This window comes from Serratia sp. GW822-FHT06D09, from assembly GCF_058799515.1.
This window is the reverse complement of record NZ_JBXALO010000003.1, coordinates 591,847-610,716: the sequence shown is the minus strand read 5'-3', so window position 1 is coordinate 610,716 and position 18,870 is coordinate 591,847. Positions and strand designations below refer to the sequence as shown.

Sequence of the window (18,870 nt, the reverse complement as noted above, 5' to 3'; positions counted from 1 at the left end):
CAGGCGTCAGTAAAACTATCGGCTAAGTTTACCCGTACGTCGCAGAATAGCTACTCTCATATGTTACATGGAGTTATGTTACAAATTGGCGTCTCGCAACAGGCGTTCAATCACCCGCTGGGCAGCGATCGCCTGCTCTCCGGCAGTTTCCGGCAGCGTTTGGTTACTGACGGAGGCCAGGAAATGACGGATCGCGCCGTCAAAACCGCGCTGCGCCAGCGTGGTTTGCCAACCGGGTGCCGGCTGTTCCAGCACGCCTTGTGAATCTTCCCGCAGCCACTGACGCATATCGTTTACTTGATAGATTGCGCCGTCCGTTACCGCCTGTACGCTTTCGCGCTGGCTGCCGGCCCGACGATGCATACTGGTGGTCACCAGCGTTTCTCCGCATTCAAAATAGTGTTCGGCATAAACCAGCTCACCGACATCGTTAATGCGCAGACTACCGCTAAGCCGTTGCCCAGCGTCGCCGCCCAACCACAGTGCGGTGTCCACCACGTGCAGGTAATCGTCCAGCAGGGTAAAGCGCGCATCGTTGGGTCCGACGCTGTCGGCACGATGTTTATCCATACGAATCGACGCCGGTTGGTTCATATCCTGCTTCAACTGACGGTACAGCGGTGCAAAGCGACGGTTAAAGCCAACCATCAGCGCCTTGCCCTGTTTTTCAGCCAGGGCCAGTAGCTGTTCGCCCTGTTCCACGGTCTCCGCCAGCGGCTTGTCGACATAAACGTGAACGCCATATCGCAGCAGCTCGCCAATCACCTGAAAATGGCTGGCGGTGCTGCTGTGAACGAACACCGCATCACACTGCTGCGCCAGGCTGTCGAGCCCCGAAAAACAGGCCATGCGATAACTGTCGCAAATGGGCTGTGCCTTTTGCTGATTCGGAGAGAAACCGCCGACTAACGTCCAGTCTGCCGCCTGGCTGAGGATCGGCAGATAAGCCTTTTGAGCAATACCGCCCAACCCCACCACGCCAACGCGTAATTTACTCATGCGATCCCCGCTCCAATAACGCCTGCACTTGCTGTTTAAGCTGCGCCACTTCGTTTTCCAGCGTACTCACTCGCTCGTGTAAATCGCTGTCATTGGCCGTTGATGCTTCCGCAGGTGCCTCGTCAATCTGGCCGCTGAACAAATGCATAAACCGGCTTTCACGTTTGCCCGGCTCCCGCGCCAGCCGCACCACAAAGGGGCCATCCTCACGCGCACTCAGTTGCTCCAGCACCTGCTCCACTTCGGTAACATCATTAAATTCATGCATGCGGTTGGTTCGGGTACGCAATTCCCCAGGGGTTTGCGCGCCACGCAGCAGTAAAGTGGCGATCACCGCCAATTCAGCGGCGCTCAGCTTGAGCTGACCAAACTCTGAATTGCAAAAACGCTGTTCATATTTGACCACCCGATTGCCGAAACCGCTCAGGGTGCGCAAAAAGTGTTTCTTTAACAGCAGATCGAGAACCTGCTGAACTTCGTTTTCAGCAAGATCCATCACCGGTTCACGGTTGGTTTTCTGATTGCAGGCCAGGGTGATGGCATTGAGAGAAAGGGGATACTGGTCCGGGGTGGTCACCTGCTTTTCCAGCATGCAGCCAATCACCCTGGCTTCTTTAGCGCTTAATTCATATTTCATTATTTTGCCTCAGCGTGGCGGTAGCCATTCTTTATTGGTTAAAGCTGTCAGTACGTGATCCTGCCACTGCCCGTCGATCAGCAGATAATCCTTGGCATAACCCTCACGTTCGAATCCCAGGCGGGTCAGCAGTGCGCCGCTGCGCTGATTGTGCGGCATATAGTTGGCCATGATGCGGTGCATACGCTGCTGGCGCAGCATATAGCGGATGGAGGACTGCAACGCTTCAAACATCAGCCCCTGGCCCTGCCATTTCTCGGCCAGAGAATACCCGAGGAAACAGGCATGGAATGAGCCGCGCAGCACGTTGCTGAAGTTGGCCACGCCGCGCACTTCATTTTCTTCCGGATCGAGCAGGATAAAATAGTAGGCGCTGCCCTGCTTTTGCATTTCGGTGATCATCCCCAGCCGCGCTTGCCAGCCGGAAGGATAACAGTGGCTTTCATCCCGAACCGGTTCCCAGGGTTTAAGGAAGCTTCGGTTTTCGGCATAGTATTCCGCCAGCCGGTAGGCATCGCGTTCATGCACTAAACGGACAACCAGTCGGTCGGTGGTGAGGCGTACTTTTGGTGATGCAGAGCGGTAGCCAAACATCATTTCCCCCGCGGTCAGAACGGTTCGATAAGAAGTATTTATTGGGCGCACGTTTGGACAATAATCCAGCGACGAACCTATTCTGAGCCATTATTTCTCAACCATCGGCGCAGAACCGCACTTACCCTCATTTAATATAACCGCAGCCTGCCCCAGAGGTAAAATCCCGGCAGCTCAGTAAATAAGCGATTAGTCATTTTACGACTATTTTCGTGCCGTTTTGCCGCGCAGGTAACGTATTGACGATAAAAAAATATTATCTATCCCGCCCCTATCGGCAATACGGGATTGGGTACACACTAGAGCGGTTGCACTCCTCTCCCTCTTAATTGCTCGTGGTGAAGCATGTCTCTGGTATCGCAAGCGCGGAGCTTGGGTAAATATTTTCTATTACTCGATAATCTGTTGGTGGTTTTAGGCTTTTTTGTGGTCTTCCCGCTTATTTCGATTCGCTTTGTCGATCAGCTTGGCTGGGCGGCGGTGGTGGTCGGCGCAGCGCTGGGTTTACGCCAGTTGATCCAGCAAGGCCTGGGGATCTTTGGGGGCGCGATAGCCGACCGATTCGGCGCCAAACCGATGATTGTCACCGGCATGCTGATGCGCGCAGCAGGCTTCGCCACCATGGCGATGGCCGACCAACCCTGGATACTGTGGTTCTCCTGTGCCCTATCCGCCCTCGGCGGCACGCTGTTTGATCCGCCGCGTACCGCATTGGTGATTAAGCTTACCCGCCCGCATGAACGCGGCCGTTTTTACTCGCTGCTGATGATGCAAGACAGCGCCGGTGCGGTCATCGGCGCCCTGATCGGCAGTTGGTTGCTGCAGTATGATTTCCACTTTGTCTGCTGGGTCGGCGCGGGCATTTTTGTGCTAGCGGCGGGCTGGAATGCCTGGTTGCTGCCGGCATACCGAATATCCACCATTCGCGCGCCCATGAAGGAAGGCATGATGCGTGTCCTGCGCGATCGCCGCTTCCTGACCTATGTACTGACCCTGACCGGTTACTACATGCTGTCGGTACAGGTGATGTTGATGCTGCCGATCGTCGTCAATGAAATCGCTGGTTCACCGACGGCGGTGAAATGGATGTATGCCATTGAGGCCGCACTGTCGCTGTCACTGCTCTACCCGATCGCGCGCTGGAGCGAAAAACGTTTCCGTCTGGAGCAGCGGCTGATGGCCGGGCTGTTGCTGATGACCCTCAGCCTGATCCCGGTCGGGCTGGCTACCAGTCTTCAGGGTGTATTTACCCTGATTTGCTGTTTCTATCTCGGCTCCATCATCGCCGAACCAGCGCGTGAAACCCTCAGTGCTTCGCTAGCGGATCCGCGCGCACGCGGCAGTTATATGGGATTCAGCCGGCTTGGTCTGGCGCTGGGCGGCGCTGTGGGTTATACCGGCGGCGGTTGGATGTACGACACCGGCCATGCGGTTGGCATGCCGGAACTGCCCTGGATACTGCTTGGCATCGTGGGACTGATAACCCTATTCGCCCTTTATTGGCAGTTCAATCCACGCAGCATCGCATCGGAAGCGCTGCCCGGCGGCTGAGATTTTTCTCTAAGTTGCCAGAAAATCAGCCGAATTACCCACAGCTGCTATCCTGATAGTAAAAACATAAACGGGAGAAGTTGGCGATGAGTGAAGAAGACAAATTACCGCAGCTGTTGGAACACATGGTACTGAACCTGCGCATGATCTACGCGCGGTCAACATTGGTAGAAAAAGCGCTGGCCCACGTCATCGCTGACAATGCCACTTTAAAGAGCGACATCATCAAACAGCTGCAGATTGTCAACGCCAGCAACGAGCGTGATAAAATCGATTTGGAAGAAGCACGCATGCATTTGATAGAAGTGATTAATTCCGTTCCGACAAAAAAATAATCTCTGCCTTGGCCCGCGCAGTCTGTACGGGCCAAACAACAATTACGCACCTTCCAGCAAGAACTTTTCGCGACAGCCTCAGTATGCTGTGATAACTATTGCTGTTGAAACCTGACAACCGGAGCAAGCATGAAACTGTTTATCTACGATCATTGCCCATTCTGCGTTAAAGCCCGCATGATTTTCGGCCTGAAAAACCTGCCCGTCCGCCTGGTCACCCTGCTCAACGACGATGAAGCGACGCCTGTCGGCATGATTGGCAAAAAAATGGCGCCGATTTTACAAAAGGATGACGGCAGCTATCTTCCTGAAAGCATGGATATCGTGCATTACGTTGATAACCTCGACGGCAAGCCGCTGCTGACCGGTAAAACCAACCCGGCGATCGCCGACTGGCTGCAACGGGTCGGTGGTTACAGCATCAACCTACTGCTGCCGCGCTTTGCCAATGCCGACTTCGAAGAGTTCGCCACTGACAGTGCACGCCAGTACTTTAGCGACAAAAAGCAGGCCTCGATCGGGGATTTTTCCGAGCACCTTGCCGACAGTGCCGATCTGATTGCCCAACTGGAGGACGACTTGCAAACACTTTCCGGCCTGGTGGTCTCCGCAGACGCGGTGAATGGCACGCTGTCGGAAGATGATATCCACCTGTTCCCCCTGCTGCGTTCGCTGTCGATCGTCGCCGGACTTACGCTGCCGGAAAACGTAGAAGCTTATCGCAACCGTATGGCGCAACGCAGTGACGTCCCACTGCTGTTCGATATGGAACAGTAACCCCCGCGATAAGGATATAGCGCGCAAATGTTGAAAATGGTGCTGGTCACTGCCCGCGATCGGGCACGGCTGAAAGAAATCTCCACCGTGCTGATCCGTTATGGATTGCAGGATGTGATTCGTCTGCTGGGTCTGAGCAATCTGTTAAGCGGTGCTGAAGGCAGCAGTGAAAGGCAAGACGGTCAAACATTGCCGCAGCGCCTGCGTGCGGCGCTGGAAGCCTTGGGGCCGACCTTTGTTAAGTTCGGCCAGATCCTGGCTACCCGTTCAGATCTGTTGGACGCAAGCTGGACCGACGAACTTGACCGTCTGCACAGTCAGGCAAGCACCCTTTCGTGGGAACAACTGGCACCACAGATCCGGGCAGACTTGAAGGGTGACCCGCACAGCCTGTTCGCCGAATTTGACGAAAGCCCGCTGGCCGCCGCCTCGATGGCACAAATTTACCGCGCCCGCCTGCACAGCGGCGAAGCGGTGGTGATTAAGGTGTTACGTCCCGGTCTGGCAAAAACCATTCAAGCCGACTTGCGCCTGCTGACCTATCTGGCGGAAACCGTGGAACAACAGAGCCCGGCGCTGGCCCGTTATCGTCCGCGGCAGATGGTCAGAGCCCTGGCAACCGCGCTGACGCATGAACTGGACTTGACTCACGAGGGTAACAACTGCGAACGGGTCGCCCAACAGTTTGCCCAGCAGCCCAACGTGGTCATTCCGAAGATTTACTGGCAATGGTCGTCTCAGCGCCTGCTGGTGCAGGAATTTCTACCGGGTATCGCACCGGAAAATCCGCAGCAACTGGCGGCGGCAGGATTAGATGGCCCATTACTCGCTCAGCGCGGCGCACAGGCCTTTATGAAAATGGTGCTGGAGCACCGTCTTTATCATGCCGATCCGCATCCGGGTAACGTAATGGCGTTAGCGGATAATCGCGTCGGCTTTATCGATTTCGGTATGGTCGGGCAGCTTTCCGAACGGCGACGTAATCAATTGCTGCTGTTGCTGCAGGCCATCGCCGAACGAGAATCCGCCGGCATCGTCAACACTTTGATCGCCTGGTCGGACAGCGATCCTTTGGATCTGCTGGATCTGGAGTTGGCGGCGCAAAACTTTCTCGATAAACAGGCCTCTGCCACTCTCACGCTGGGCAAGGCGCTGACCGATTTGTTGGTGATGGTGCGTGAGCATCAGTTGGCACTGCCGCCAGACCTGGTGTTGCTGTTCAAGGCATTAATCACGGCCGACGGCGTGCTGCATCGGCTGGATCCCCATTTCGATATCATCGCCACCCTGAAACCTATGCTGCAGCAAGTAATGCTGCAACGTTATACTCCGGAGGCGGTGCGTCGGCGCATGCTGGCATTGGGCGGCGAGGCATTGGACGCCAGTGAAGAGTTGCCGCAAACCTTGCGGCTGCTGATGCGCCGTCTCAAAGGCGGGAAAATCAGCGCCGATATCAACGTTAAGAATATTGATCAATTGAGCAAGGCACTGGAGCGAGCCGCCATCACGCTGGCCATTGCTATTGTCACCGCCGCCTTCGCGTTGGGCCTGGCGCCCTATCTGATGCACTCTTCCCTGCGGTTGTGGGGTATTCCACTGTTTCCGGCGCTGGGCGCGCTGGCCTGCCTGGGTGGTGTCTTGCTGCTGGTACTGCGTCTGCGGCGCTGAACAGTTTCAGCGTTATCCGATAGGTAGCCAGGCATTTCACGCGCACTATCACCCTGCTCGCTGACATCAACGGTTTCCTTCGCAGACAGCGAGCGTTTATAATGACAAATCAATAATCTGCAGCATTTTCGTTGGCAGTAGCTATGAGGCACACATGAAAAAGATCCTGATGGGCGCAGCCGCCCTGCTGTTCGCCGGCGCATTGGTCGGCTGCAATCAGCTGACCCAGTACACGCTCAGCGAGCAGGAAGTGAATGATTACCTGCAAAAGCACAACGATTACCAGAAGCAGATCGGCGTGCCAGGGCTGTTGGACGCCAATATCGTGCTGACTCAGCTAAAGAGCCAAATTGGGCGTAGCGAACCGGGCAAGGTTACCCTTTCCGGCGATGCGAAAGTGAATATCACTTCCATTCTGGGCCCGCAGACCGCGGACCTGAAGCTGACGCTGAAGGCACAGCCGGTGTATGACCGCGAGCAAGGCGCGGTGTTCCTCAAAGACATGGAGTTAACCGACTACAGCGTGCAGCCGGAGAAAATGCAGACGGTGATGAAGGCCCTGACCCCTTATCTGAATCAATCGCTGAAATCCTATTTCGATCAAAAGCCGGCCTATGTGCTGAACCCGGATAACAGTAAAACAGAAGCCATGGCCAAGAAACTGGCTAAAGGGTTGGAAGTGAAGCCAGGTGAACTGGTTATTCCATTTACCGACTGACGCTGACACTAAAAAAACAAAAAGCCCGCTGTTAACGCGGGCTTGATATTTTTCAGACGTTAATACGCCGGAAAACGGTGAGATTATTGCGGTTCGCTGTAGGTGATTTTACCGGCGTTGCAGTCGAGGGTGACATTGTAGGTTTTATCCAGCTTGGTGCCCCGCACCGTTAACGGCACCTGCCATACCGCGTCCTTGCCGGTAATCGCCTCCGGACTGATCCAGGCTATCGGGGTAGCGGTACCTAGCAGCTTTTTATCCGACTCCCAGCGCGTAATGCGGTTCTGCAGGTAATCGCGTTTCACCTGAGCGGCGACGTCTGCCGGTTGCAGACCCGCGCATTGTGCCACCTTCGCGCTGCGTTGTTCCTGCGCCTGCACCGTGGTGGTAAAACCTACCGTGGCCAACAGTGCTACGGCCAAACTCAGTCCCGTTGCTTTCATATTCCCTCCAGTTGTGATTTACGCTACCCGCGGGCGCCAGCCCTTGGCTCACAACTGGTCTGGCAAAAGATCAGCGTTTGGCGAAGGTGATGACGAACAGCTCATCGAGCCCCGGATAGATTTCCTTGATCACCTGCTTCAGTTCGCTGAGCGACATGTTTTCTTGCTGAGCGTGCTGCTCGGTTAACGCATCCAAACGCACCGGCGTAACCGACAGCACTTCAATCATGCAGAAGAAAACACCGTCTTCATTGCGGCTAACGCGTAAAACCTCACCGGGTTGAAAGTGAGACTCACTGGCGTCCCGAATGGTAATGGTCTTGCGCCCAGCCAAAATGTCTTGCTCAAAACGAGTGAAGAAAGTTATTTCACGGCTCATTCTAGATCCTTTTTCATCACATTACCGCAACATAAGTCATTATGCTGCCTGCTTTTCTGACGCAGATCCCTCTTTTGGGGTAGCAGCAGGTTTTTCCGTTTTCACTTTGGCAGCTTTCTTCGGTGTTTCAGTCGGCGTCGCGCCGCGCAAAATCTGCCCCAGCGCATCTTTGTTTTCCGCCAGGAAGAAGCTCAGGCCTTCTCGCTGTTCGTCATCCAGCTCAAGCGGAGCCTGCTGCAGCCACTCACCCAGGCTGTCGGCCAGATCCAGCATTTTGTCGTAAGCGTCGGCTTCTTTCTTGGTCGCGAAAGTCATCTTTTCCTCACCGTTTCTCACCACCACATATTTAACTTCAACCGCCATGTGTGCATTCCTCAAAGGTTAGAATACTGTATTTATAACCAGTATAAGGTGATTATACGCAGGGATGCAAGCGCACCCCTGACGCGACTTATTTCAACAACCGCACCTTGCAGTTCTTACCCTTGATTTTGCCTTGCTGCAGCTGCTGCAGCGCCTTACGCGCGCTGGCCTTGCGGATCGCCACGTAGGCATGCACCGGGAACATGTCGATTTTACCCACTTCCGCCGCCGTCAACCCGGCCTCGCCGGTCAGTGCGCCGAGAATATCGCCAGGACGGATCTTGGCTTTACGCCCGCCGTCGATGCACAGGGTGACCATTTCGGCTTCCAGCGTGGTGTTTCCCGCACCGCTTAACTCGGACACCGGGGCCCAGTTAACTCTGATCTGCAGATACTCTTCAATCGCATGCGCGCGCGTCATTTCCTGTGGCGTACACAGGCTGATCGCCAGGCCGCTCAAACCGGCACGACCGGTACGGCCGATGCGGTGCACGTGCACTTCCGGATCGAACGCCAGCTCGTAGTTGACCACCAACTCCAGCTCTTTAATATCCAGACCGCGCGCAGCAACGTCAGTTGCTACCAGCACCCGGCAGCTGCGGTTGGCAAAACGCACCAGCACCTGATCGCGATCGCGCTGTTCCAGATCGCCATGCAGCGCCAGGACATTAATGCCTCGCGCTTCCAGCGCTTCGTACACGCTCTGACAATCGCGTTTGGTGTTACAGAACACCACGCAAGAAGAAGGTTGGTAATGACGAATCGCCGACACCAATACCGCCGGGCGTTGATCGCGGGTCGTTTCGTAGAAACGTTGTTCGATGGTGGTTTGCTCTTCACCGTCGTCCACTTCCACATTCAGCGGCTCGCGCTGCACGCGAGCGCTGATGCGTTCGATCCCGCTCGGATAGGTTGCAGAGAACAGCAGCGTCTGACGTTGCGGCGGCGTGTAGCTGATCACATCGTCGATATCGTCGGCAAAGCCCATGTCCAGCATGCGGTCGGCTTCGTCCAGCACCAGCACCTTCAGTTCATCCAGCACCAGCGTTTTCTTGCGCAGGTGTTCCTGAATACGCCCCGGCGTGCCCACCACGATATGCGGCGCGTGCACCAGCGAATCGAGCTGCGGCCCCATCGGTTGGCCCCCGCACAGGGTCAGAATTTTGATGTTCTGAGTGAAGCGCGCCAGACGACGCAATTCTTTGCTCACCTGGTCCGCCAGCTCACGCGTCGGGCACAGGATCAGTGCCTGAGCGGCCACTTGGGAAACGTTGATTTTGTCCAGCAGGCCAATGCCGAACGCCGCCGTTTTACCGCTGCCGGTTTTTGCTTTGGCACGTACGTCCTGCCCTTTCAGGATGGCGGGCAATGCGGCAGCCTGCACCGGCGTCATTTCGGCATACCCCAGTTCGTTGAGGTTGGCCAACTGTTCGGCTGGCAGCGGCAGGGAAGAAAAAGAAACTGTGCTCACGGCGATAACTCTTATATGGCAAATGGAATGGCGGCGCGCCCACGGCAGCACCGAATCAACCGCAGATGATAACAGAGATAGTCAGGATTACGGATTTCACGCATAAAAAAAGCCGCCAGCCGGGGTTTTACCCCAGAAACCGATAACGCGTTTGCCACCGGCTGCACACGCAAACGTTTTCGTATATACTGCTCGCCCACAATCAGACCGCATTACTCTCCACAGATCCAGGTACGAGACTATGTTAACTATTGGAACCGCCCTGCGCCCCTCCGCCACCCGCGTTATGCTGCTCGGCTCCGGCGAGCTGGGAAAAGAAGTTGCCATCGAATGCCAGCGTTTGGGGCTGGAAGTGATTGCCGTAGATCGTTACGCCAATGCCCCGGCCATGCACGTCGCCCATCGCAGCCACGTTATTAACATGCTGGACGGCAACGCGCTGAAAGCCGTGATTGAACAGGAACGTCCTGATTACATCGTGCCGGAGATCGAAGCTATCGCCACCGGCATGCTGGTTGAACTGGAGCAGCAAGGGCACCGTGTGGTGCCGTGCGCAGAAGCGACGCGCCTGACCATGAACCGCGAAGGCATCCGTCGCCTGGCGGCAGAAACGCTCGGCCTGCCGACCTCCAGCTACCGTTTTGCCGACGGTGAAGAAGCCTTCCGTCAGGCCGTCGACCAAATCGGCTACCCATGCATCATCAAACCTGTCATGAGCTCTTCCGGCAAGGGCCAAAGCCTGATCCGCAGCCCGGAACAGCTGAAAACCGCCTGGGATTACGCCCAACAGGGTGGCCGTGCCGGCGGGGGACGAGTGATTGTCGAAGGCCTGGTGAAGTTCGATTTTGAAATCACTCTGCTGACCATCAGCGCCGTCGATGGCGTACATTTCTGCGCACCGATCGGACACCGTCAGGAAGACGGGGATTACCGTGAGTCCTGGCAGCCGCAGCAGATGAGCGAATTGGCGCTCAGCCGCGCGCAGGCCATTGCGGAAAACGTGGTGAAGGCACTGGGTGGATTTGGCCTGTTCGGCGTCGAGCTGTTTGTCTGTGGCGACGAAGTGATTTTCAGCGAGGTTTCACCGCGCCCACACGATACCGGCATGGTGACCCTGATTTCACAAGACCTGTCTGAATTTGCACTGCACGTGCGTGCTTTCCTCGGTCTGCCGATTGGCGCAATCCGTCAGTTCGGCCCTTCTGCCTCGGCGGTGATCCTGCCACAGCTTACCAGTAGCGACCTGCGTTTCAGCGGGCTGGATCGTGCGCTGACCGGCCACAATCAGCTGCGTTTGTTCGGCAAGCCGGAAATTCAAGGTCAACGTCGGATGGGCGTCGCGTTGGCGACAGCTGAAAATATCGAGTTGGCGGTAGAGTCGGCCAAGCAGGCTGCTGCTGCGGTGGTCATTGAAGGTTAAGGCTTTGGGGCCGGCTTGCCGGCCCCTGCAACATCAATAGTTTTCGTCTTCTTCCGAGTCATCATCACCCTGGTCTTCCGGGCGTTCCTGATACTCTTCATCGTCATCTTCGTCATCGAACATCACGCTAACCTGGTCACCCTGATGTTTTTCACGGATTTCCTGCGCGACGCGCGCGATGGCTTCACCACTGCTCATGCCTTGTTCCATCAACTGATGGATACGATCCGCAGCTTCCTGCTGCTCTAGATGGCTTAACGACGGCATACCTGCAAGCATGTGTTTCTCTCCGGTAAAATGGAGGGCGAGTATACCCGTTAAACCGGCGGATCCCAACGCCTGTTATTCAGCGGCCGGTTGTGAGCAATGATCGCCGTGTCGCCACTGTTTCAGGCGATGCAACCAGAGCATGACGTGCCAGCCCTGCTTAAGGCCGCGCGCGTTGGTGGACATCGCGCGATCGATACCGCGCTGGTAGAACTCATCGGTGATCCGGCACTGGGCAGCCAGTTCAGGTTCACGACGAATGCTGTGACAAATTCCCAAGGCTTCACGGGTGATCTGCCAGTGAAAAGCAGGACGGATACTGATTTTCCGCGCATAGCGCTGGTTCAACGCCACCAGCATCTCCACTATTTTCATATAATGGCGTTGATATTCAACGTTGGCCTGGCCTGTCCGGCGACGGTTGCTGATCGATTTATCGTGCACTCGCTGGCGATACAACGTTTTACTGAGATATTTCACCCGCTGCGCATTAAACATCACCTCGGTGGTCCAGGGAATATCCTGGTGGTGCAAACCCGGTTCGAAATACAACCGATGCTGTTTAATAAAATCAAGGCGATATACCGCCAGCCAGACCACATGAATAAATTTTCTCGATTTGAGCGCGCGTTCCAACCATTTCACTCCGCTAATAACGCCGGTGTCGCCCAAGCGGTTTTGCGGAATAATCGGTTGCAGTTCATCTTGGTCGGTGAAATAACGTTCACCGTTGCACTGCATGACATCCAATTGATTTTCTTCAGCCATTTCAATCAGGGTTGCATACATTTCCGGCGCCAGTAAATCATCCGCGTCGGGAAATGCCACATATTTTCCGCGTGCTACAGCCAACCCGGCATTGCGCGCACAGGATACGCCCGCATTGAGCTGGTCAATCACGGTAATATGAGGATGCCGTTGGGCATAGCGGTGGGCGATATCACCAGAGCCGTCAGTGGATCCGTCGTTGACGATGATCACCTCCAGGCGCCGCTCCTGTTGGGCTAACAGCGAGGCCAAAAACGGCTCAAACAGTTCACCCACGTTATGTAACGGGACGATGACACTCAGCATTAGGGGCATAGGCAGCTCTTCGCAAAAAGTAACGAATGAATATCTCTATTTTTTAAAAATATCAGGGTGCAATTAAATTAGAACGCAGTGCCCGGCGATAAAATGGGTATAAATGCGTCTTGTTACTGTTTATAGTTTTATACGAAACGTGCTCTTTTTGGGTATTTATCGTCCGGGAACCGGTATTATCAGGCAATGTCATAAGTTCGCCTGATATTTTTGTGATCTCAATCAAAAGTAATAACGCAATAAAACTAATTACTAGGATTTAATTTATAAAACCCGATTCCAATGGATAAGATATATCCGAGTCATTAATTGATAACGCAGTTTTTAACATATTGGATTATAGTTGAAGTCGCAAAAAATGCTTCATTTGCAAATTTGTTGATTCATTGTTTATGTGAAGTGTGCTTTGTCCACACATGCCAGGACATGCGCCTATCGGCTGAATATGGCAGAATAGCCATCATAAACAGCCGCCCCGTCAGTCAGGTTTATTGAGGCCCATGAGCGCAACCGCACCCAATCTAAAATCTTTGCCCTACACCCCCACCACCCTGCTGGAGCTGTTTGCTCCCCTTGCTCAACACCCCTGGGCCATGTTGCTACACTCCGGCTTTGCCGAACATTCGCATAATCGTTTCGATATTTTGGTCGCGGCCCCCAAGGTCACTCTGACTACCCGAGGGCAAATCACAGAGCTCTGTCACGGCTCGGAGGTACGGCAATCGAAGGAAGATCCCTTCCAGTTGCTGCAACAGCAGTTGGAACAACAAAACCAACATCCGGCAGCAAATACCGACTTGCCATTCCAGGGCGGCGCTCTGGGGCTATTCGGTTACGATCTGGGCCGCAGAGTGGAAAAACTGCCGCAAATGGCACAGGCGGATATCACCTTGCCGGACATGGCGGTTGGCATTTACGACTGGGCGCTGATTGCCGATCACCATAAGAAGACGCTAACGCTGCTCAGCTATGGCGATACTGAACAACGCTGGCAGTGGTTATGCAGCCAGCAATCTGAACCTCAGCAAGACTTCACCTTGACCAGCCGCTGGCAAGCCAACATGACACGGCAGCAATATGGTGAAAAATTCCAACGTATCCAGCAGTATTTGCGCAGCGGCGATTGCTACCAAATCAATCTGGCTCAACGCTTTTCCGCAGATTATCAGGGCGATGAATGGCAAGCCTTTCAGCAACTGAGCGCCAGCAATCGAGCCCCCTTCTCTGCCTTTTTACGTCTGCCGGACAACGCCGTACTGAGCGTTTCGCCCGAGCGTTTTTTGTGGCTGGAGAACCAGCAGATCCAAACCCGCCCTATCAAGGGCACGCTGCCGCGGCTGGCCGATGCCGAGCAAGATGCGCAGCAGGCGCAACGGTTGGCGAATTCCGCCAAAGATCGCGCGGAAAACCTGATGATTGTCGATCTGCTGCGCAACGATATCGGCCGCGTCGCCGAACCGGGCAGCGTCAAAGTTCCCGAACTGTTCGTGGTGGAGCCTTTCCCGGCGGTACATCATCTGGTCAGCACCATTACCGCCCTCCTGCCCGAACGCACGCCAGCAACTGAGCTGTTGCGCGCCTGCTTCCCGGGCGGATCTATTACCGGTGCGCCCAAGGTACGGGCGATGGAAATTATCGAAGAGCTGGAGCCACAGCGGCGTAACGCCTACTGCGGCAGTATCGGCTATATCAGCGCCTGTGGCACCATGGACACCAACATCACCATCCGCACTTTGTTCACCGAAAGTGGCCGCATTTACTGTTCGGCCGGTGGCGGCATCGTAGCCGACAGCCAGGAACAGGCGGAATATCAGGAAACTTTCGATAAAGTCGGCCGCATCCTACCGCAACTGGGGGAGTTTATCGCTTCGTGAGCCAACCGACTTATCCGACTTCGCTGGCGGCGTTTATCAGCCGCTTCCAGCTGCAATTGCCGCAGGCGTCACAGATTTCGCATAACGTTCGCCCTGCGGCGGTGCTGATACCCATTATCTGCCGGCCCGAGCCCACGCTGCTGCTCACCCGCCGTGCCGACTCACTACGAAAACATCCGGGCCAGGTGGCATTTCCCGGCGGTAAAACCGATGCCGAAGACGGCTCAGCGATTATTACCGCCCTGCGTGAAGCCCAGGAGGAAGTGGCAATCCCGCCCCAGGCGGTGACTATCCTTGGCCAACTGGCCCCGCTCGACAGCAGCACCGGTTTCCAGGTCACTCCGGTTGTCGGCCTGATCTCACCCGACGTGCAATTTAGCGCCAATGAAGATGAAGTGGCCGACGTTTTCGAAATGCCTTTGCACGAAGCGCTGACCCTCTCACGCTATTACCCGCTGGATATTCAGCGCGCCGGTCATTCGCACCGTATTTATCTCTCCTGGTATCAGAGTCAATTTGTCTGGGGATTGACCGCGGCAATCATTCGCCGCCTGGCGCAACAGGTCAGCATTTAGCCCCAATTCCGTGACGCCGATCACAAGCCAAACGGTTACCTGCACCAGCGGCACGGGTAAAGCGATCGGCATCACTTCATTTGTTTGCTTTTTCAACTACCGTTCTGGCTATCAGAGTTTTAAAAAAACTGTAAACCCTCTCTTCAACCTTACGAAATACCTGTAAAATACCGCCGTCCGGAATAAACCACTATTTCAGCAGGGTTTAAGCCGGCCGCGTTCAGCAGTGGAAGCTGGCGCGATTGCCATTAACCGAGTTTAGGTGGCGGCTGTTCTTCGACTGGCCGAGCGCCTGCGGCAATCATAAACAGGACTGACACCAAGGATTATTTTATTTCATGCGAAAAAGGCAACCGAACCCGTACGGCCCTTTTACAATATCGCTGTTCCCTGCACGGTTTTTAACCGATGCAGCCATAACAATATGCCTCTAAGGAGTTTTAGCGTGATTAGCGTTTTCGACATGTTTAAGATCGGCATCGGCCCGTCCAGCTCTCATACGGTTGGACCGATGAAAGCCGGCAAACAGTTTGTCGACGATCTGGTAAATAAAGGCCTGATGCCTTCTATCACGCGTGTTGCCGTAGACGTTTACGGCTCACTCTCATTGACCGGTAAAGGTCACCATACCGATATCGCTATCATCCTCGGCCTGGCAGGCAACATGCCGGATACCGTTGATATCGATAGCATCCCGGGTTTTATTCGCGATGTAGAACAACGTCAAAGACTGATGCTGGCCAGCGGCCTGCATGAGGTAGATTTCCCGCGTGACGGCGGCATGGTGTTCCGCAGCGATAACCTGCCGCTGCATGAGAACGGCATGCAAATCCACGCCTTCGCCGGGGATAAACAAGTTTACAGCAAGACTTACTATTCTATCGGCGGTGGTTTTATCGTCGATGAAGAGAATTTCGGCAAAACCGACGCACACGAATTGAGCGTTCCTTACCCGTTCAATTTTGCGCGTGAAATGCTGGAGCATTGTCGTGAAACCGGGCTGTCGCTGTCCGGCATGGTGATGCAGAACGAACTGGCGCTGCACAGCAAGCAGGAGATCGAAACCTACTTCGGCAATATCTGGCAGACCATGCGCGCCTGTATCGACCGTGGCCTGAACACCGAAGGCGTGCTGCCTGGTCCGCTGCGCGTACCGCGTCGTGCTTCCGCATTACGTCGCCTGCTGGTTTCTTCCGACAAATTGTCCAGCGATCCGATGAACGTCATTGACTGGGTCAATATGTTCGCGCTGGCGGTCAACGAAGAGAACGCCGCCGGTGGCCGCGTGGTCACCGCCCCGACCAACGGCGCCTGCGGCATCGTACCGGCCGTGCTGGCTTACTATGACCACTTTATCGAATCCGTCAGCCCGGATATTTACATCCGTTACTTTATGGCGGCGGGCGCAGTCGGTGCTCTGTACAAAATGAACGCGTCTATCTCTGGCGCCGAAGTGGGCTGCCAGGGCGAAGTAGGCGTGGCCTGTTCCATGGCAGCGGCCGGTTTGGCCGAACTGCTGGGCGGCAGCCCGGAACAGGTTTGCATCGCGGCGGAAATCGGCATGGAGCACAACCTGGGGTTGACCTGTGACCCGGTTGCCGGTCAGGTTCAGGTGCCTTGCATCGAGCGTAATGCCATTGCTTCGGTGAAGGCGATCAACTCGGCGCGCATGGCGCTGCGCCGTACCAGTGAGCCTCGCGTGTCACTGGATAAGGTGATCGAGACCATGTATGAAACCGGTAAAGACATGAACGCTAAATACCGAGAAACCTCGCGTGGCGGTCTGGCAATAAAAGTGCAGTGCGATTAACCCCAAACCCCGCCTTTTTGGCGGGGTTTTTCTTGCCAGAATTTGTTGATAATCAAATCGCTAACGCCAATTAAGTGACAGTGTCACAGTAAAATATGTCGGCAACGTCACATCGATCCTGCGGTTAACCCACAATTTCCCCCTCTGTTTCGCCAAATTTAAATAATTTACTGGGTTACCATCACTCTTGTATAACGACAGGCTAGAATTAGCCGAGTATCATTTTGGACTGTTTGGCCTGACGGTGATTCTGGGCTGGCTTACCGAACAAGGATTTAGCGATGTTGATGACCCAACTTACCGTGACCAAATACCGCTATTACCGTTGGCTGCTAGCCGGGGCGGTCGGGTTGGCTATTCTGCTGTTGTCGCTTTACACCCGTTATTATCAGGAAATCGGCACCATCGAACACAATCGACAGGTGCTTGCCCACCGCACCGTTACCAAGATCAACAACCTGCTGCTGCCGGCTGAGCAACAGGCCAAACGCTCCATGCCCCTGCTGACCTCCACTTGTGAAACCGTCATGCCCACACTGCGCTTTCGCGCCGCGCAAAACCAGGCGCTTCGGGCAATGCTGCTGGTCAAGGATGGTGTTATTTACTGTTCCAGCCTGTTTGGTTCCCGCAAGTATGTTTTCAGCGCTATTTTGCCCGCAATAGCAAACGATGGCGCGAAGCTGGCGCTGCGCCCTTCGCTGTCGGTCGCCAAAGGCGTCCCCACCCTGATCATGTGGACGCCAGAGGCGGATAATGATCGCCGTAACGGCGTCTTACACGTCTTCAATATTGAACTGCTGGCAAACTTTCTGCTCGAGCCTCAGGAACCCTATGCGCAGCGGGTGGTGCTGAACGTCGGAGATTACAGTTTGGAATACGGTCGCCGCGAGATCCTGCGCAGCGATAGCCTGATAACCGATTTGCGCTATACCGCGAAATCTACGCAATACCCGTTCTCTGTCTCGCTGTTCGGTCCTCAGGCCGGCATGCTGGCGCTGGCGGCGCTGCCGCGCCATGTTCCCCTGTCGTTGTTGATCAGCCTGCTGGCAGCCTACGTGGTGTACCTGCTCACCGCGAATCGCATGAGCCTTTCGTACCATATAGGACATGCCATTTCTCATCGCGAATTCCGCGTTTATTGTCAGCCGATCATCAACGCTGAAACCGGTCGCTGCGTTGGGGTTGAAACCCTGCTGCGCTGGAAAAACAAACGCCAGGGCTGGATCTCCCCCGACGTGTTCATCCCGTTGGCGGAACAGCATGGGTTAATCATTCCCCTGACCCGCTACCTGATAAGCACCGTAGTGGAAAATCTGCAGTTATTCCCGCCGCGTCCGTCGTTTTATATCAGCATCAACGTCGCCGCGGAGCATTTCAACGCGGTGACCATCATCGATGACATTCGCCGTCTGTGGCTGCCTGCCGAACCGATGCCGTCGCTGATGCTGGAGCTGACCGAACGCACCGCGCTGTCAGAAATTCAGTATGAGCAAATCAAAACGCTGAAGGAGATGGGCATTATGCTGGCGATCGATGACTTTGGCACCGGGCACAGCTCGCTCAGCTACCTGAAAAAACTCAGCCCGGACGTGTTGAAGATCGATCGCGGTTTTACCGCCGCCATCGGTACCGATGCCATTAACGCCACGGTCACCGATACCATTATTACGTTGGCACAGCGCCTGAAATTGAAACTGGTGGCTGAAGGGGTAGAAACCGCCGAACAGGTTGAATACTTGCGCTCGCACGACGTGAATGCCCTGCAAGGCTTCTATTTTGCCAAGCCAATGCCAATCCATGTTTTCCCGCTGTGGCTACAGCAGTACGAATCGCGGTTACGGACGGGGAATCATCGGGAAGAGCAAAAGGCAGGGCTGGAAAAAAAACCGGAGGCATGATGCCTCCG

At 55.1% G+C, this 18,870-nt stretch carries 19 protein-coding genes; 10 read left to right on the top strand and 9 right to left on the bottom strand.

What is annotated here, in order from left to right; genetic code table 11:
* Nucleotides 1–78: 78 nt before the first annotated feature.
* Genes AC1RKG_RS10605 through rimJ form a run of 3 tightly spaced genes read right to left on the bottom strand, consistent with a single transcriptional unit; the run spans nucleotide 79 to nucleotide 2,230 of the window.
* Nucleotides 79–999 carry a Gfo/Idh/MocA family protein gene (locus tag AC1RKG_RS10605; protein WP_493182965.1) on the bottom strand — a complete coding sequence of 307 codons (921 nt, stop codon included), beginning with the start codon at nucleotides 997–999 and terminating at the stop codon, nucleotides 79–81.
* Complete coding sequence (locus AC1RKG_RS10600) at nucleotides 992–1,636, bottom strand: YceH family protein (protein WP_493182964.1); 645 nt, start codon at nucleotides 1,634–1,636, stop codon at nucleotides 992–994. Before AC1RKG_RS10600 ends, AC1RKG_RS10605 begins: the two co-directional genes overlap by 8 nt.
* A gap of 9 nt (nucleotides 1,637–1,645) precedes the next feature.
* Nucleotides 1,646–2,230 carry a ribosomal protein S5-alanine N-acetyltransferase gene (gene rimJ / locus AC1RKG_RS10595; protein ID WP_020827282.1) on the bottom strand — a complete coding sequence of 195 codons (585 nt, stop codon included), beginning with the start codon at nucleotides 2,228–2,230 and terminating at the stop codon, nucleotides 1,646–1,648.
* A 345-nt stretch (nucleotides 2,231–2,575) separates the two neighbouring features.
* Between rimJ and mdtH the strand changes: the two genes are divergently transcribed.
* The 5 genes from mdtH to AC1RKG_RS10570 all read left to right on the top strand — a co-directional run bounded on the left by mdtH (nucleotide 2,576) and on the right by AC1RKG_RS10570 (nucleotide 7,279).
* Nucleotides 2,576–3,781: a multidrug efflux MFS transporter MdtH gene (gene mdtH / locus AC1RKG_RS10590; protein WP_258089558.1), complete on the top strand. Its 1,206-nt coding sequence runs from the start codon at nucleotides 2,576–2,578 to the stop codon at nucleotides 3,779–3,781.
* An 86-nt stretch (nucleotides 3,782–3,867) separates the two neighbouring features.
* A complete protein-coding gene (locus tag AC1RKG_RS10585) occupies nucleotides 3,868–4,116 on the top strand; it encodes a hypothetical protein (protein ID WP_020827284.1) in 249 nt (82 codons plus the stop codon).
* Between the two features lie 129 nt (nucleotides 4,117–4,245).
* Nucleotides 4,246–4,893: a glutaredoxin 2 gene (gene grxB / locus AC1RKG_RS10580; RefSeq protein WP_115058646.1), complete on the top strand. Its 648-nt coding sequence runs from the start codon at nucleotides 4,246–4,248 to the stop codon at nucleotides 4,891–4,893.
* A gap of 27 nt (nucleotides 4,894–4,920) precedes the next feature.
* Nucleotides 4,921–6,561: an ABC1 kinase family protein gene (locus AC1RKG_RS10575; RefSeq protein WP_493182963.1), complete on the top strand. Its 1,641-nt coding sequence runs from the start codon at nucleotides 4,921–4,923 to the stop codon at nucleotides 6,559–6,561.
* Nucleotides 6,562–6,715: 154 nt separating this feature from the next.
* Nucleotides 6,716–7,279, top strand: a complete 564-nt coding sequence (locus AC1RKG_RS10570; RefSeq protein ID WP_020827287.1) for a lipoprotein — start codon at nucleotides 6,716–6,718, stop codon at nucleotides 7,277–7,279.
* Nucleotides 7,280–7,362: 83 nt separating this feature from the next.
* Here the strand turns inward: AC1RKG_RS10570 and yebF are convergent, their stop codons facing one another.
* The 4 genes from yebF to dbpA all read right to left on the bottom strand — a co-directional run bounded on the left by yebF (nucleotide 7,363) and on the right by dbpA (nucleotide 9,935).
* Nucleotides 7,363–7,722 (bottom strand): protein YebF, encoded by a 360-nt coding sequence (gene yebF, locus AC1RKG_RS10565; protein ID WP_048760142.1) that lies wholly within the window; start codon nucleotides 7,720–7,722, stop codon nucleotides 7,363–7,365.
* Nucleotides 7,723–7,792: 70 nt separating this feature from the next.
* Nucleotides 7,793–8,101 carry a N(4)-acetylcytidine aminohydrolase gene (gene yqfB / locus AC1RKG_RS10560; RefSeq protein WP_020827289.1) on the bottom strand — a complete coding sequence of 103 codons (309 nt, stop codon included), beginning with the start codon at nucleotides 8,099–8,101 and terminating at the stop codon, nucleotides 7,793–7,795.
* Between the two features lie 39 nt (nucleotides 8,102–8,140).
* Nucleotides 8,141–8,464, bottom strand: coding sequence for a YebG family protein (locus tag AC1RKG_RS10555; protein ID WP_115058644.1), 324 nt, complete (start codon nucleotides 8,462–8,464; stop codon nucleotides 8,141–8,143).
* 88 nt (nucleotides 8,465–8,552) lie between these two features.
* The gene (gene dbpA, locus AC1RKG_RS10550; RefSeq protein WP_048760146.1) at nucleotides 8,553–9,935 is read right to left on the bottom strand and encodes an ATP-dependent RNA helicase DbpA; all 1,383 of its coding nucleotides are present in this window, start codon (nucleotides 9,933–9,935) and stop codon (nucleotides 8,553–8,555) included.
* Nucleotides 9,936–10,176: 241 nt separating this feature from the next.
* Between dbpA and purT the strand changes: the two genes are divergently transcribed.
* Complete coding sequence (gene purT, locus AC1RKG_RS10545; RefSeq protein ID WP_174574350.1) at nucleotides 10,177–11,355, top strand: formate-dependent phosphoribosylglycinamide formyltransferase; 1,179 nt, start codon at nucleotides 10,177–10,179, stop codon at nucleotides 11,353–11,355.
* A 33-nt stretch (nucleotides 11,356–11,388) separates the two neighbouring features.
* Here the strand turns inward: purT and AC1RKG_RS10540 are convergent, their stop codons facing one another.
* Together AC1RKG_RS10540 and AC1RKG_RS10535 are read right to left on the bottom strand one after the other, a co-directional pair.
* Nucleotides 11,389–11,634 carry a YoaH family protein gene (locus AC1RKG_RS10540; RefSeq protein WP_044551884.1) on the bottom strand — a complete coding sequence of 82 codons (246 nt, stop codon included), beginning with the start codon at nucleotides 11,632–11,634 and terminating at the stop codon, nucleotides 11,389–11,391.
* 63 nt (nucleotides 11,635–11,697) lie between these two features.
* On the bottom strand, nucleotides 11,698–12,705 hold the full coding sequence (locus AC1RKG_RS10535; RefSeq protein WP_046373332.1) for a glycosyltransferase: 1,008 nt from the start codon (nucleotides 12,703–12,705) through the stop codon (nucleotides 11,698–11,700).
* 500 nt (nucleotides 12,706–13,205) lie between these two features.
* Here AC1RKG_RS10535 and pabB point away from each other — a divergent pair, with 500 nt between their 5' ends.
* From pabB to AC1RKG_RS10515, 4 genes are all read left to right on the top strand, one after another.
* Nucleotides 13,206–14,579: an aminodeoxychorismate synthase component 1 gene (pabB, locus tag AC1RKG_RS10530; protein WP_493182961.1), complete on the top strand. Its 1,374-nt coding sequence runs from the start codon at nucleotides 13,206–13,208 to the stop codon at nucleotides 14,577–14,579.
* A complete protein-coding gene (locus AC1RKG_RS10525) occupies nucleotides 14,576–15,154 on the top strand; it encodes a CoA pyrophosphatase (protein WP_046373330.1) in 579 nt (192 codons plus the stop codon). The genes pabB and AC1RKG_RS10525 overlap by 4 nt, the downstream gene beginning before the upstream one ends.
* Nucleotides 15,155–15,599: 445 nt before the next feature.
* Entirely contained in the window at nucleotides 15,600–16,964 is a 1,365-nt protein-coding gene (sdaA, locus tag AC1RKG_RS10520) for an L-serine ammonia-lyase (protein WP_041414647.1), read from the top strand.
* A gap of 281 nt (nucleotides 16,965–17,245) precedes the next feature.
* Nucleotides 17,246–18,862, top strand: a complete 1,617-nt coding sequence (locus AC1RKG_RS10515) for an EAL domain-containing protein (RefSeq protein ID WP_493182959.1) — start codon at nucleotides 17,246–17,248, stop codon at nucleotides 18,860–18,862.
* The last annotated feature ends 8 nt before the right edge of the window (nucleotides 18,863–18,870 follow it).

Coding starts and splice junctions, on each gene's coding strand:
- AC1RKG_RS10605 (WP_493182965.1), bottom strand. CDS start 999: ATGAGTAAATTACGCGTTGGCGTGGTGGGGTTGGGCGGTATTGCTCAA.
- AC1RKG_RS10600 (WP_493182964.1), bottom strand. CDS start 1,636: ATGAAATATGAATTAAGCGCTAAAGAAGCCAGGGTGATTGGCTGCATG.
- rimJ (WP_020827282.1), bottom strand. CDS start 2,230: ATGTTTGGCTACCGCTCTGCATCACCAAAAGTACGCCTCACCACCGAC.
- mdtH (WP_258089558.1), top strand. CDS start 2,576: ATGTCTCTGGTATCGCAAGCGCGGAGCTTGGGTAAATATTTTCTATTA.
- AC1RKG_RS10585 (WP_020827284.1), top strand. CDS start 3,868: ATGAGTGAAGAAGACAAATTACCGCAGCTGTTGGAACACATGGTACTG.
- grxB (WP_115058646.1), top strand. CDS start 4,246: ATGAAACTGTTTATCTACGATCATTGCCCATTCTGCGTTAAAGCCCGC.
- AC1RKG_RS10575 (WP_493182963.1), top strand. CDS start 4,921: ATGTTGAAAATGGTGCTGGTCACTGCCCGCGATCGGGCACGGCTGAAA.
- AC1RKG_RS10570 (WP_020827287.1), top strand. CDS start 6,716: ATGAAAAAGATCCTGATGGGCGCAGCCGCCCTGCTGTTCGCCGGCGCA.
- yebF (WP_048760142.1), bottom strand. CDS start 7,722: ATGAAAGCAACGGGACTGAGTTTGGCCGTAGCACTGTTGGCCACGGTA.
- yqfB (WP_020827289.1), bottom strand. CDS start 8,101: ATGAGCCGTGAAATAACTTTCTTCACTCGTTTTGAGCAAGACATTTTG.
- AC1RKG_RS10555 (WP_115058644.1), bottom strand. CDS start 8,464: ATGGCGGTTGAAGTTAAATATGTGGTGGTGAGAAACGGTGAGGAAAAG.
- purT (WP_174574350.1), top strand. CDS start 10,177: ATGTTAACTATTGGAACCGCCCTGCGCCCCTCCGCCACCCGCGTTATG.
- AC1RKG_RS10540 (WP_044551884.1), bottom strand. CDS start 11,634: ATGCTTGCAGGTATGCCGTCGTTAAGCCATCTAGAGCAGCAGGAAGCT.
- AC1RKG_RS10535 (WP_046373332.1), bottom strand. CDS start 12,705: ATGCCCCTAATGCTGAGTGTCATCGTCCCGTTACATAACGTGGGTGAA.
- pabB (WP_493182961.1), top strand. CDS start 13,206: ATGAGCGCAACCGCACCCAATCTAAAATCTTTGCCCTACACCCCCACC.
- AC1RKG_RS10515 (WP_493182959.1), top strand. CDS start 17,246: ATGTTGATGACCCAACTTACCGTGACCAAATACCGCTATTACCGTTGG.